At 62.7% G+C, this 13,617-nt stretch carries 12 protein-coding genes, 1 pseudogene and 1 riboswitch; of the genes and pseudogenes, 5 read left to right on the top strand and 8 right to left on the bottom strand.

The features are described 5' to 3' along the window. Positions 1-12: 12 nt before the first annotated feature. The 5 genes from V5D55_RS07380 to V5D55_RS07360 form a co-directional block, all read right to left on the bottom strand. A complete protein-coding gene (locus V5D55_RS07380) occupies positions 13-1,092 on the bottom strand; it encodes a DUF4041 domain-containing protein (protein ID WP_435748745.1) in 1,080 nt (359 codons plus the stop codon). Between the two features lie 305 nt (positions 1,093-1,397). Next, positions 1,398-2,648, bottom strand: coding sequence for a hypothetical protein (locus V5D55_RS07375; RefSeq protein ID WP_435748744.1), 1,251 nt, complete (start codon positions 2,646-2,648; stop codon positions 1,398-1,400). Positions 2,649-3,263: 615 nt separating this feature from the next. Next, entirely contained in the window at positions 3,264-4,196 is a 933-nt protein-coding gene (locus V5D55_RS07370) for a DNA cytosine methyltransferase (RefSeq protein WP_435748743.1), read from the bottom strand. Between the two features lie 4 nt (positions 4,197-4,200). Then, positions 4,201-4,653 carry an HIT family protein gene (locus V5D55_RS07365; RefSeq protein WP_435748741.1) on the bottom strand — a complete coding sequence of 151 codons (453 nt, stop codon included), beginning with the start codon at positions 4,651-4,653 and terminating at the stop codon, positions 4,201-4,203. Between the two features lie 108 nt (positions 4,654-4,761). Further along, entirely contained in the window at positions 4,762-5,817 is a 1,056-nt protein-coding gene (locus tag V5D55_RS07360; protein WP_435748740.1) for a nucleotidyltransferase domain-containing protein, read from the bottom strand. Positions 5,818-6,013: 196 nt separating this feature from the next. On the opposite strand from V5D55_RS07360, the gene V5D55_RS07355 reads away from it, so the two are divergent. Further along, entirely contained in the window at positions 6,014-6,994 is a 981-nt protein-coding gene (locus tag V5D55_RS07355; protein WP_435748739.1) for a DNA cytosine methyltransferase, read from the top strand. A 2-nt stretch (positions 6,995-6,996) separates the two neighbouring features. On the opposite strand, the gene V5D55_RS07350 is transcribed toward V5D55_RS07355, so the two are convergent. Then, positions 6,997-7,977, bottom strand: coding sequence for a NaeI family type II restriction endonuclease (locus V5D55_RS07350; RefSeq protein WP_435748738.1), 981 nt, complete (start codon positions 7,975-7,977; stop codon positions 6,997-6,999). A 278-nt stretch (positions 7,978-8,255) separates the two neighbouring features. Continuing rightward, positions 8,256-8,864: a MerR family transcriptional regulator gene (locus V5D55_RS07345; RefSeq protein ID WP_435748737.1), complete on the bottom strand. Its 609-nt coding sequence runs from the start codon at positions 8,862-8,864 to the stop codon at positions 8,256-8,258. A gap of 70 nt (positions 8,865-8,934) precedes the next feature. Between V5D55_RS07345 and V5D55_RS07340 the strand changes: the two genes are divergently transcribed. Further along, positions 8,935-9,444, top strand: a complete 510-nt coding sequence (locus V5D55_RS07340) for a DUF4188 domain-containing protein (RefSeq protein ID WP_435748736.1) — start codon at positions 8,935-8,937, stop codon at positions 9,442-9,444. A gap of 70 nt (positions 9,445-9,514) precedes the next feature. On the opposite strand, the gene V5D55_RS07335 is transcribed toward V5D55_RS07340, so the two are convergent. Then, complete coding sequence (locus V5D55_RS07335) at positions 9,515-11,344, bottom strand: DUF4209 domain-containing protein (protein WP_435748735.1); 1,830 nt, start codon at positions 11,342-11,344, stop codon at positions 9,515-9,517. 62 nt (positions 11,345-11,406) lie between these two features. Between V5D55_RS07335 and V5D55_RS07330 the strand changes: the two genes are divergently transcribed. The 3 genes and pseudogenes from V5D55_RS07330 to V5D55_RS07320 all read left to right on the top strand — a co-directional run. Then, positions 11,407-11,895 (top strand): DUF4188 domain-containing protein, encoded by a 489-nt coding sequence (locus V5D55_RS07330; RefSeq protein ID WP_435748734.1) that lies wholly within the window; start codon positions 11,407-11,409, stop codon positions 11,893-11,895. Positions 11,896-11,901: 6 nt separating this feature from the next. Further along, positions 11,902-12,009: riboswitch (TPP riboswitch) on the top strand. Further along, positions 12,003-13,274 carry an MFS transporter gene (locus V5D55_RS07325; RefSeq protein ID WP_435748733.1) on the top strand — a complete coding sequence of 424 codons (1,272 nt, stop codon included), beginning with the start codon at positions 12,003-12,005 and terminating at the stop codon, positions 13,272-13,274. It overlaps the preceding riboswitch by 7 nt. Before the next feature lie 44 nt (positions 13,275-13,318). Continuing rightward, positions 13,319-13,585 (top strand): annotated as a pseudogene (locus V5D55_RS07320) (monooxygenase family protein); the annotation flags it as partial. Positions 13,586-13,617 lie beyond the last annotated feature (32 nt).

The following is a 13,617-nucleotide window of genomic DNA, read 5'->3' as shown; positions in this document are numbered from 1 at the left end:
AGAGGGCCGCGCTCAATCAGCCGGCCACAGCGACACGGATTGACGGTATTCCGTCGCCTCGACTTCATCGGTGAACTCGAGAATGTTTCCGACCTTGCTGAGTAGAACGTCACGCACCTCAGCCGGCGTCGCAAAGAAGAACTCCTTGCGCGCGTTCGCGCGGTTGACCGCTCGGTCAGCGAAGTGACGGTGCAGGTCAGCCTCAAGCGTTACGGCGTCCTCAGAGAAGAACAACGCATGCGTGTCGAACCGGAACGGAACCGACGCTCCGCCCAGTTCGAAGATCCGCTCGCGCGGCTCGAGCCGCCGAGTCAACCCGATCTTGACGACGTTCTTCCCGAACGCGCCTTGGTTCGAGATGACGTAGACGTAGCCAGCGCGTATATTCGCCGCACGGAAGTCGTTCTGAACGATCGCCTCATCAATCACCGCCAAGCGCTCAACGAGTGCCTCGTCAACCTCTCCGGTCTGTTGCAGGGCCGCGAGCGTGTTGACGAGGTGCAAGCGTTCCTTGTCCAGGCGCGCGCGCTCCTCGGCCAGTTCACGCTCGACCCGCTTCTCTTCGCGCAGTCGCGCACGCTCCTCGCGCTCAGCTTCGCGCTCCTGCTGTTTCTTGATCAGCCAATCGGCGGTCAGTTCGATTTCTCGCACTCGCAACTCATGAAACTCATCGCTGATGTGCATTTCCATCAGCTGCCCGAGCTTCGCGATGGCCTTCTTCGAGGCATCCAGCCGCTTCTTTGCAGTCACGACGTTACCCGCGCGTAGCGTGCGGATGGCGTTGTCGGCCTCCGCGTTGTATGCCCGGAGCATGAGCTTCGCGAGGTCGTCCGTCATCCGGCGCCCCTGCGAGAGAGAGTTGTTCAGCGTGAAGAGTTCGGAGCGCACAATCGCGCGCCCAGACCTGATCACCTCGGCAACACTGCTCTCGAGATCGCGAAGTTCGTCCTGATACGCGGCGGCCGACTCGAGCGGGTGATGGTAGCGGTAAATCCCAACGTCCTGAAGGACTCGAGCATCGTCAAGCTCGACGTACTCACCCGATGTTGACGAACTGATCTGGGCACGAAGAGAAGCATTCTCCGCTTCCAAGTACGCGATCCGGCCCGGCTCTGTGGTCGCCGGAGCCGCTTGGGGACTGGAGCCATTTGGCGTGAATCGAGCGGAGCTTGCTCTCGCTTCAGCACGAGTCCGAGCAGGCGCAACTTCGCCTTGATCGGGCGCGTCAACCGCGGGTTCAGCGGGCGCTTGTTCGCCGGGTCTGTCCGATAGCCAGAGCTGCCACCCCGCCGGTGGTTCAGGCCAGGTCGGGTCGGGAGTCCACCCTGCGGGGGGAACCCAGCCCGCAGGCGGCTTCGGCCACCCTGGCGGCGGATTGAAGACTGGGCCGCGGTCAGTCATCGCGCCCGCCGTACCCCTCCGGCCGTAATGGGCGTCAATCCATGCGGGTTCTTCGATACCGCGGCGCCGAGGTGCTCGAGCGTGGCGAGCGGGACGACCGCAGAAAGGTCGAGCTTCTCGAATTCTTCGCGGCTCGCCGCAACCGCGACAAACGGCACGTAGATGGGCTGCCCTGTTGCTGGACTAATCGTCTCCGTGCCGAGCTCGAGACTGATCGACTGGATCAACGATCGACGGTCTGCTTCGAAGACCTCGTGGATCGACCTCAACGCAATGTTGTTCACCAACGACGCGTATCGGTCCTTCGTCTCCTTTTGAGTTGCCGCGACCGGCGCGATCTCATCCGAGGCTTTGACGTACTTGTAGTGCTTCGCGGCGGGCACGATCTCCGGTCCCGGGACGATAACCCGCATCTTGAGCTCAGCGTCACTCGGCTCGAAATCAGCGCTGTGCGAGACGGTGAGCCACTCGGGATACACCGAGTTTGCGAGGACGACCGAGATGTACTCCTGGACCGCGTCGACGGTTCCGTACGCCAAACCCGCGATCAGTTGATCGAGCGCCTCGTTTTGCTCCGCGGCCTCACGCTCCCGCTCGGCGGACTCCTGCTTGTAGCGCTCGACGGCCGCTGCCAGATCAGCTTGGCGCTTCTGCTCCGCTTCTTCATACTGCGCCTGTGCGGCAGCGCGCTGCGCCGGGAGCGCGTCAGAGATCGCCTTCCACGCCCAGTAGTCGGCGGCGTACTGCTCCTCCGCAGCCGCCGCTGCCTGCTCTTGCTTCTGCTTGCGACCAAACAGCCCCTTTGCGGCCTCCGGCTCCCGCTTTACGGGGTGCGGGGGATCAGGAATCGGAGTCGGCGGCGGAAGCGGATATTGGAGCTCCGGGCGATGGAACGGAGGATGCTCGGCGACGACGCGCAGAGACTCAAGGTCTACGAAGTCGTCGACCGCGAGGGTGGCGGCGAGCAAGCCATCCAACTCCGCCAACCTCGCTTGGAGGTCCGACGTCATATCCTCGGCCTCGGCAACGCGCGCCGCGGCGTAGGCCTGAGCAGCCTCGCGCTCAAGACGCTTCCGGTCTTGCTCTGAAGCGCGCTCTGCAGCGAGCTGTGCGCGCTCCGCCGCGCGTTGCGCAGCGGTCGCCTGGCGCACTGCTTGATCATGCTGACGTTGCGCCGCCCTCTGACGCTGCTCCGACAACTTTGCCTGGTGCTGCACCTCAGCGAAGAACCCTCTACGACGTGCCATGCTTCCCCCTCGAATCCTCCCGCATTCTAGCGATGTGGCGCCGCCGACTGCTCGGAGGAGTGCTCACCGCGCGGTCGGACGGACGATTTGTCGGGCCTTTCCGAGAGCAGCAGAGTAAGTCCCATGACATGATCGAGGGCTCGCTGGAAGTCAGCGTGCGCTAGCGGCTCCTGCCGCGCGATGGTGGTTGTTGCAACGACGCAGGTAGCAAACTCCCGAAACAGGTGCACGTCGAAATCTATCAACGCCTCTGCCTCAAAGGTGTCCAGATGCAAGCATTTCGCGAATGCGATTGCATCGGTAGCAGACTCGAAGTGCTCCACCGCACCCTTTCCCATGCGCATGGGGCTGGAAGCCCACGACACGTCGCCAAGGCGGTGACAATGCGGACCCTTTCGGATTGACTAGTTCACACTCGCGACGACGAGGTCGAGCTTAGGGTTCTACCGATGCAACGAGCAACAATCGTGCAAAGATGTCGACGTCCGAGACGCGGCGTGCAGACTGATCCGCCAAAAGACCTGCGAATCGTCATCGAAGTTCTCTGCTTATCTCAAACATTCTGACGGCGTGATCCTTAAAGATGAATGGTTAATGTTCTCGTACCAAAAATCTCTAGGCCATCAGATCTCTGAGGGCCATCGCAACTGACGTAGCGAGACTCTCAGCGACAATCGGAGGTGTTGCACTAGCGATTAGTCGCCCTTGCTGACCCTTAGTCCCCCAGATTCTCCAATCCGCCATTCCCTGTATTCGCGCCAGCATTTGAAGGGTCAACCGCGGCGCGAGTTCAACCGGGTCATCGCGGTTTGGGGCGTTATCGGCGATAGATGTCGGATCAACTCCGAGCCGCCACCAAGCAGCTTTCGTGCCAGATGGGCCGAGATCTAGGCCCCCGTGACGACGGGATCCGCCTATGATGGTCGGCGCGAGACTATTCGCCCTTGCCGCCCATCGATCCGCACCCAGCCATCCATTCGCGGCCATATCGTCGCGAAGCAACGTGCCCAAGGTTTTTGGCCGTACTGATGGGAGCGGCCACTGGAAAGATGCAAACGCGGCGGTTTGCAGACCCACTATGTAGAGACGCGGACGGCGTTGAGTAGCACCCAGATCCGATGCATGAAGTACGCGCATATCCAGCTGAAATCCTGAGTCGGTGAGGCGCTCTTGGATCCACCTGAGCAGCGCTCGATGCGAGGCGTAACGCAGAGAAACCGTGCTTTCCAATAGCACTGCACGCGGGCGGGCCCCGGCAAGAAGCTCTACGCAGCTTTTAATCACTTGGTTGTGAGAATTGTCCGCATTTTGCATCTGGCTCGGTGCAGGAACACCCGCGACGATCAGATCGAGTTCGCCGATTTCATTTGGCGTCACGGCGCAGATGTCGCGTTCCAGCACGAGCCATTCGGGCCTATTAGCCGCAACTGTTTTGATTGCCGCAGGATCGTTGTCGACTCCAAATGCCAGCGAGTATCCCGCTCGCTCAACACCCCAAGCCATACCTCCAGCGCCGATGAGAAGGTCGGCAGCTTTCAGCGTTGTCACCTATCTAGACCAACAAGTTGGGGTCATCCGTCTGCGACAACAGGGGAAGAGTAGGAGGCGCAATACCCTGCGCCGCCTGTCCTCCCTGTGCGTTCGCCCTCGAGGCTGCCTTGACCTGATTCAGCGCACGAGAAATCTTTTCGATGAACCAGCTCTCCTTGTCCGCACTCAGACTGCCGCGCGCGCGAGTGTCCTCCCATGGTGCCTTATGGGGTAGGGGCTCAGAATCCGGATACCGGGGAATTAGATGCGCGTGGACGTGCCCTTCTTGGTTCCCCAGAACAGCGACGTTGATGCGGCTCGCACCGGTCGCGATCTTCAATGCCCTGGAGGCCATCGCTACGTTGATCATGAACGAGGACACCGTGTCCGGAGGTAAGTCCTCCAAGTGCTCTGCGTGCTCATTGAGGGTGACGATGCATCGTCCGGGGAAACGGGCGTCACTGTACAGACCCATATGGGAAGACGTGAGCGACCCGACAGGAAGCCACAACCCAAACCCGCACGTCGCGCAGGTAGTTACTTCAGGCGTTGGAGTCATGCGATCCTCATTCGTACATATATTCTAGAACACCAACATGCCCCGCGTCAACGGAAGCAGTGGTTCTGCGAAGAAGATGGCTTCCAGGTTATCCTGCAAACGTCGCCCAAGGTCTCTTGCCTGAGAAAATTCTGGTTGATCCTTTGCATCAGGTTGTCGACTCGCTTCGGCAACTCGAAGGCGCCAATCGCTGTCGCCAACGAGCCCGTTGAACTCCTCCGCGATACGCAAGACATCCTTCACGTGATCAGCGATCGCGTCGTTACGGGCAACGATCACAGCTGCGGCATCGACCCACCGGACTAGGGCAGGCTTGCTGTAGGTCTCACACAGTCGTTCCGCGAACGCGTCGCCTGGGAGCTCGGGTTCTTCGAGGGCAAGAGTAAGAAGCGGAAGGAGTGAGGCAGCGAAGGTCAGCTTTCGCGAAACGATCAGCTTGAGGTAGCGGAGCGAGTACATCGACTCCGCCGGACTCTTAGCTTGGTAGTCGACCGTCACGGTTCGCCAGTAACGGAGTAGATCGTTCAAGAGAAACCGCGGCACGCCCGTCGTCGCTGGAGGATGCGCGTCGAGGTATCGCTGGAAGGCCGTCGTTAGCAGCTTTCTATGCAGTTCTTCGTCACGGAGCGACACTGACTCCTCGATCAGGAGAATTCGTCGAGTGTGGGAGTGGTTGGTGTCAGCTTGGAGGCCGATGACCTCTACGAGCTCGACTGCCGAGACCATCTGGCCAAACACTCCACTTGAACCCGGCGCCCGAACCTCAACAGCGCCATCGCCAATCACCATCCTGAGCGAGTCAGCCGCCGTGACCGCGTCTTGGACGGAACTTCGCCTCTCAGGCAGCGCGTGCACGACGACGAGCCAGTCCAGGTCCGATGCCGGCGTCATCTCTCGTCGAGCAAGCGATCCAAAGGCAACCACATCGATAGCTGGATCAGCGTCATCCAGCTGCTTTGCCAAGTGGGCCCTAGCGGTCTCGATACAGCTCTCGCTATGCGCAAAGGCCGCATCAAGGCTCGGCAGGCTGAGATCGCTCCAGCCGACCCTCGCCAGAGCGTTTTGCAGTTCAGTCCCCATTGGCCCTCCGTGGGGCGATCCTACTGCACGGCGGTCACGTTCAATCATCCGCCCACACAACACTTACTTACTGTGCCCATGTTCTCGACGTTGCCGTGCGGCCGTACCACGGCACGCCCCCGACGTCGGAGCCCCCTGGCAAGCTATCGTCGTAGCGGGCTAGGTCCGTCTGAACGGCCCAGATTGGAACCAGAACGTGAGCACCTCAAACCTCAGCGTCCTCGAGATCTGCGCTGGCGCCGGCGGACAGTCTTTTGGACTTGAACGAGCCGGCTTTGCGCACGAGCTTGCAGTCGAGATCGACAAGGACGCAGCGGCAACCCTCAAGCTGAACCGACCTGAATGGGATGTGCACGCCGGTGATGTCCGCGAGGTCAGCGGGCGCGACTATAGAGGAGTTGACCTCGTCGCTGGCGGGGTACCGTGCCCGCCGTTCAGCGTGGCCGGCAAGCAGCTTGGCGCAAACGACGAACGCGACCTTTTTCCTGAGGCACTCCGACTAGTTCGAGAGGCCCGTCCGACCGCTGTCATGCTCGAGAACGTCAAAGGCTTAGCCTCAGCGCGCTTCAGTAGCTACCGCCAGGCGATCATCAACGAACTCGAGGGGATGGGGTACTCGACCGACTGGCAGTTGCTTTTCAGCTCGGAGTTCGGTGTGCCCCAACTGCGGCCACGGTTCATCCTCGTGGCTATTAAGCGAGCCAAGTTCAAGCGATTCCAGTTCCCGGGTGCGGTGGGCACTCCCCCAACCGTTGGCGAGACGCTAGGCCCACTGATGGCCGTCAACGGCTGGGAGGGGGCGGCGCAATGGGCACGTGGCGCAAACGGCATTGCTCCGACAGTAGTCGGCGGGTCGAAGAAGCATGGAGGCGCGGATCTCGGCCCGACCCGAGCTAAGAGCGCCTGGCTAGAGCTTGGGGTCGACGGGCGAGGCATCGCTGACGAAGCGCCGTCGACCGAACACGCGCTTGACCACACTCCCCGCCTTACCAACCAAATGGTTGCGCGGATTCAGGGATTCGACGCGTCCTGGACGTTCAGCGGCCGTAAGACCTCGGTGTATCGCCAGATCGGCAATGCGTTCCCGCCGCCGGTCGCTGAAGGTGTTGGCACCGCGATTCGTGCGGCTATCGGAGCATCACCAGCGGCCCGGCGTCCACTTCGGATTGTTGCCTGAGATCAGCGATTCGTCTTTTTCTTGCGCTTCTCCTCGTCTGGTAGCAGCGGCGCGGGGATCGACGATGATTCATCGCTTCCCGCGCGCCGCCACCACCGACCTTCAAGAAACGCGCCTCGTTGATCACCCGCAGGCACGACGCGCGCAGCAATGTATTCCGCACGACCCGGCACCGGGAGACCGAGGTCTCGGGCAACACTTGAGTGGTAGACGCCGCTCATGATGAGATATCCCTCGGCGCGCACCTTATCTCTGGCTCCTCCGTTGCCCCGTACGCGCTTCTGGTGGTCTAGCTGCCGGGCGATGGTCGCAACAGCCGATCGATGCACGAGTCGGCCCTCCGCCTCGCGGAAAAGTCGCGCGAGGCGTTCGCTCCCCGAGTTGCTGTCGCGTATGCGATCTACCGCCACCTCGGGAATCTGAAGCAGAATGTTGCTCGACATCGGAGCGTGTCGCCACAGCCAGCGGACCTGTTGACGCCCGTGAGGGCTCAACCAGCTCTTCTTATCCCGGTTTCCTTCGCTCCCTGTCGTCAGGTATTCGGGCCGAACACGAATGAGCCCGATTGAAAACTGGGACCCAACATCTGTGCCAGTCGCGACGAGGGCAAGCTTGCCAAAGACCTCCGGCGGCAGCATCCACCTGCCATCATTCTGGCTCCATTTTGCGTCGACGTCGTGTCCAGCGATGCTGAAGTCCAAGCCCCGGTGCAGAGCATCGTCGGGGTCTCCTTCGCCGTCAGCGAAGTCGAACTCACGCTGCGAATTGATCTCAAACAGCGTCCCAAAGTGGGTCTTCTCGGTCTTAGCAAGGTCAGCCCACTTATATCGACCTGTTTCTGCACCGTTGTAGATCATGTCGTAGGTGTGGCGGACGACCTTGGCCCAACGGCTCCCGTCTGGATCTAGCCGAAGGAGCATTGCGGCCACTTCATCCTGCGCAGGATCCTGTAGCGGTTCGAACACATCTAGATATTCCGGCATATCGCGAGCGTATCGCGCCTAGTCCGGCCCACTGGGGAAGAGGCACACCTCTGGGAGGTCGCTTTCAACGACCCAGCCTCCCCCAGCCGGCATTGGTCAGCCTGCCAAGAGGTATCGCCCCACCGTTTGGCTCCGCCAAAGATCTTCCGGTACTCAGGGCCGACAGTGCTGTATGGAGTCCAACAGGTGTTGGCATGCGAGGGCAGGATCAGAGCTAGTCATTCTGGCGGAGAACGAGGTCACCGACGGGGAAATAGCAGTGCGACAACGGATTGACGTCATGCGGATCCAAATCTCTCCCCCGAACTAACCTGCTGCGCCACCCGCCGCAACGCCAATAACAACGGCTCCACCAACACCGAGCCCAACACCACATACCGCACCGCCGCCTCCGCAGACTCCGCAGGCACCCCGGCGATCTCGGCATCCGCGATCCGCCGCATACTCCCCAGGTACTCCGCCATCGCCGCATCCGGCACGACGAACCCCGCACTCTCCAGCCCCTGCAGCGCCCGCGCCACCGCGTTCAGCACCGCCGCGTCGCACATCCCCGGCGCCCACCCGAGCCCGGCAACAAGAAGCTCGGCCTCCGCCAGATCCAGCGCCTCGTCCACGGGCGGAGTGATCGCCGCATGAGCTGTCCCCAACAAATCGTGCGGATTCTCCGGCGGATCATCCAGCGTCGCCAGCACCCGTCGCGTCTCGGCGATACTCACCCCCGCGTCGAGCAGCGCCCGGATCACCCGCAGCCGCTCCACATGCTTCTCGCCGTACGCGGCCTGGGTCGGCGCACTGCGCTCACCCTCGGGCAGCAGCCCCTCGCGCAGGTAGTACTTGATCGTCGGCACGGTCACACCCGTCTGGGCTGACAGTTCGGAAATTCTCATGGCCACCTCTTGACTTCGATAGTAGCGCTATCCATTATGGATAGTACAACTATCCAATTAAGGAGACATCATGTCGCGAGTCATCAAGGGACGCATGACGCATCGCCACGAGGGCGAGCTCGTCGTGTTCCACATCGGGATGCAGATCAACCGCTGGTGGCGCCCCGACCTCTGGATTCCGGTCTTCGGCGCCATGCCACGGATGCTGCGCGAACTCGCCACCGACCCCGACTCGGGCTTCCTCGGCTACGAGCTGCTCCTCGGATCCGGCGGACCCTACGTCGTGCAGTACTGGTCATCGGTCGACAAGCTCTACGCCTACGCATCCAGCCCGTCGCAGGAGCATCGCCCCGCCTGGACCCGCTTCAACAAGATGGCGCGCAAAGCTCCGGGAGCGGTCGGCATCTGGCACGAGACCTTCCTCGTCGACCGCGCCGAGAGCGTGTACGTGTCGACGAAGCCGATGGGGTTGCCGAAGGCGACGGAGATGGTCGAGGTCGGGAAACGGCAAGACCGGGCGCAGGCGCGGTTCGCGGAGGGGCGCACCGGCGCCGGCGCCGTGAGCCCGCGGCAGAAGTAGCGGCTCAGCTCGGGCCCCGGATCGACTGCGCACGTCGCTCACGTCGACGAACGCTCTGCAGGCACCGGCTCTACTGATTTGAAGCGGTGTGCTCATTCGCTTCATCCTCATAGACGATCGGCCCGCCCCGATCGGATGCGTCTTCATCGCGATGCGCATTGAAGAATTCCGAGTAGACAAGGCGCCAGATAAACCACCAGGCATAGAAGGACGTCGCCGAGTTGATGTGGTCATCGTCGACAAGACCATGGGCAAGCTCGTTGCGGAGGTTGGGGCCATGCGAGCTGCAGAACAGCGCGCGGATCTCAAAGACGATATCGACGCCGAACACCTGCTCGACCTCATCGCCTTTCATTAGGGCACTGAGCCCGTTCTCGGTTTCCATGCCGTCCTCAATGGTGCTCGTGCTCACTCCGGCATCGGCAAGCTTCGCGCGGATGATGTTCTCCAGCTGGGGGATCAGCAGGTGTGCGGCGGTCAGAAAGTCGCCACCGTACCCGTAGTGGAGACCGCGCGCGACCAGGGACTCCCGCCCTGACGGCACCAAGGGGCTCTCGCGAGCAAGGATGGTAAAGTCCGCGACGTTCAACGGATGTTCCGCCGACAAGATCATCCACGAGCGCGCAAGGAAGCGCCGGACGTACAGGCCGACACGTATCCCGTGCTCTTTCGTCATCACCCGCCACAAGTGCGAGGGCACACCGTAAATGCGGTCGTCATCGTCGCCGGAGGAGCGCGCCACCGCACGGCCGTCGCGGGAGAACTGAACATGGGTGAACAGGTGTGTGAGGGGGTACTTCTTGACCAGCTTCTGGTTGTTCGCTTTGTTCGCCTCGAAGTCGGTCAGCGGCAACCACTCGAGGAACAGGTGCAACGCTTCACCGAGGTCTCGTCCCCCGATCGCTTCAGCAAGGTCCGGCATCTCGTCCGAGAGTGGAATCTCTCGACGGATAGATTTCATGAAGGACAGTGTCGCGGTTCCAGCTCGACGTATCTTCCTCGTCAGCTCTCCATGAAGCTGATCTACCCCGCGGGATCGTCGTTCAGCACGGGGGATGCTAGCGAGGCGGTCGAGCGCGAGCTCGAGCTCTTTGCCGGCGCGCGCGGCTGAGTCGCTCTTGTGGTCGCGAAGCATCACGTCGGCTTGATCGCGCAGCATCAGGATTGCGGCCGCAACATCGTCGTAGTGAGCCTCTCGATCCCCGGCGAGAAGATACCAAGCCCCAGCCTCCTCACGAAGCAGCCGGGGCATGTACGTGTCAGGCGCGACCGACGCCAGCGCCCTTAGATGCTCTGCAACTTCAGCGGCGCGCGATCGCGGACGGCGATACTTTCGCAGATTCCCCGCGAGACGCAATGCCTCATCGGGGTCCCTTGACGCGACCAGCCGGGAGAGCAGGGTTTGCTCGAGCGTGTCCCCGGGAGCCATCGTGAGAGGGCCGAACCGGGGTGCGATATCGAAGGCCCGTCCGATCGCGAAGAGGACATCGTAGTCAAGCGAGAGGTGAGCGTAGCTCGACTGAACGTGTTCAACGACTTTCGCGAGAGTCTCCACTTTCTCCAAGCCCTGGGTTCGCGCGGCGAGCATCTCAAGCACGCGCAGACGAGTGGGGGCGTCGAGGTCGCGCTCTGCCACATGCCGGAGGATCTCAATCTCGTGATCCTCGAGGGTGTGCGCGGACAACCACCGCCCATCGGGATGACGCCGAACTGGAACGTACGCCTCATCCCAACTATCTGGGTGGGTGACTAGATCTCGGATCGAGTCGACGAGACGCACGACCTCGCGCATTCGGTCCGTGTCGAACTCAATCGTTCGAGAGTCTGCAGGCACGAAGAGCCCCAGCTCATCAGCGTTCGCCACCTCTTCCGCCCACGTGGCGCTCGAATCGTCAGTCATGCCCGCACGCTATCGCGAGCCGAGGACGATGGTGCGTACACACTCAGCTTCGCACTGGAACGATGAGACGCACCGTCCGCGGTAACCGCCCATACCGCTCTCCGAGCCGAGCCAATCGAATCGGGCTGCCGACGTTCTTCTCCATGCCACGGATGCTGCGCGAACTCGCCACCGACCACGATTCGGGCTTCCTCGGCTACGAGCTGCTCCTCGGCGCCGGCGGACCCTACGTCGTGCAGTACTGGTCATCCGTCGACAAGCTTTACGCCTACGCGTCCAGCCCGTCGCAGGAGCACCGCCCCGCCTGGACCCGCTTCAACAAGATGGCGCGCAAGGCTCCGGGAGCGGTCGGCATCTGGCACGAGACCTTCCTCGTCGACCGCGCCGAGAGTGTGTATGTGTCGACCAAGCCGATGGGGCTGCCGAAGGCTACGGAGATGGTCGAGGTGGGGAAGCGGCAGGACCGGGCGCAGGCGCGGTTTGCGGAAGGGCGGACGGTGTCTGGCCAGGCGCAGTCCCCGGAGATCTTGAGCGAACCGCGCCTCCCCTAGACTTCCTTCCAACCACAGGGGAGTCCCGGCAGGGGCTGAGAGGGCGCTGACGCAGCGCCGACCCTCACACCTGATGCGGGTCATGCCGCCGTAGGAAGTCGAGTCATATGTCGCGCCTCATCGCCGAACCCGAAACGTCCTCCCGAGCACGAAAGGCCGTTCGCGGCGGATTGCTCGGCAACTTCGTCGACCAGGTCGATATCTTCCTGCCCGTGATCGCGCTCGCCCCCGCGGCCGCGGTCGTACTGGGTCCCGACCCCGCTCAGACCGGCCTGATCTTCGTCGCCACCCTGTTCGGACGCCCGCTCGGAGCCGCCATCTTCGGAAGCCTTGCCGACCGCTACGGCCGCACGAGCACCACCAAGATCGCGATCGCCGGCATCGCGATCACGACGCTCTTGATCGCCCTGATCCCGAACCACGACGTCGCTGGTGAAGCAACCCTCTGGGCGTTCGTCGCCCTCCGTTTCATCGGCGGCATCTTTCTCGGCGGCGAATACTCCGCGGCGATCCCGCTCGCCATGGAATGGTCCGCCCCACGCCGGCGCGGGCTGCTCAGCGGCGGCATCATGGCCATGTCCCCGCTCGCGAACTCCTTCATCGCCGCGCTCACCCTGACGCTCCTGCAGCTGCTCGGCGCCGACGACTACGCGGTATGGGGATGGCGGATGCCGTTCATCGCCGGCGCCCTGCTCGCGGTGGCGATGCTCGGCTACTACTCCGTCGGGGTCCACGACTCCCCGGTCACCACGAGCGTCCCCCACCGCACCCGACCTCTGGCCGACATCCTGGTCGGACCGTTCCGCCGCCAGCTCTGGCAGGTGTTCACGCTGATGACCGCCCTCTGGCTGTTCACACAGATGGCGATCCCCGTGCTCACCGGCCTGTTGACCGAAGTACCCCAGATCGGCCCGGCCACCGTGCCGCTCATCATGCTGGTCGCCACCCTCGTCTCGGCCGCGGCGATGATCGCCAGTGGTGCGATCTCGCAGCGGATCGGACGGCGCCGCTTCTTCGTCGTCTTCGGAGCCCTCGCGATCATCGCCGCTCCGCTGGCCCTCATGTGGGCTATGTCTTCGCAGGGCGCTGGCGCCGTGTTGGCCGTCACCGTCGTGCAGATCGTCACCGTGTCGGCCTACGGCCCGGTCGGCGCCTACCTCGCCGAGCGCTTTCCCGCTGCTGTGCGGTCGAGCGGATACGGGGTCGGCTACTCACTCTCCATGGTGGTCCCGGCGCTCTACCCGTTCTGGCTGCCCGAATTGCAGGGCACGCTCGGCGTAGGCGCCGCGGTGGCCGCCGTGCTCGCCGCGGCGTCTGCACTGCTCATCATCGGCGCGCTCCTCGGACCCGAACCCGACCGTACTGCGCCGTTGGGGTGAGGGGCGCTGGGATGGGGTCGTGAGGGCGGCGCAACACCCCCGATAGCACCCACGCCAACGCCACTGTGTTGCGCGGTGGAGCGGTCGTTCTGCGCGAACTGTCCACCCACCCCGACGCGGGCGTGCTCGGCTATCAGCTGCTGTTCGGATCCGGCGGACCCTACGTCGTGCAGTACTGGTCCTCGGTCGACAAGCTCTACGCCTACGCATCCAGCCCGTCGCAGGAGCACCGCCCCGCCTGGACCCGCTTCAACAAGATGGCGCGCAAGGCTCCGGGAGCGGTCAAGCGGACGTCAGGAGTCGCTAGCTGACGCCGAATATATTGCTTATGTCCTCATGCGTA

The sequence above is a fragment of the Microbacterium sp. PMB16 genome, from assembly GCF_051294855.1.
Classification (GTDB): domain Bacteria; phylum Actinomycetota; class Actinomycetes; order Actinomycetales; family Microbacteriaceae; genus Microbacterium.
Note: the sequence above shows the minus strand (reverse complement) of the source record. Positions and strands in the feature narration are given on the sequence as shown.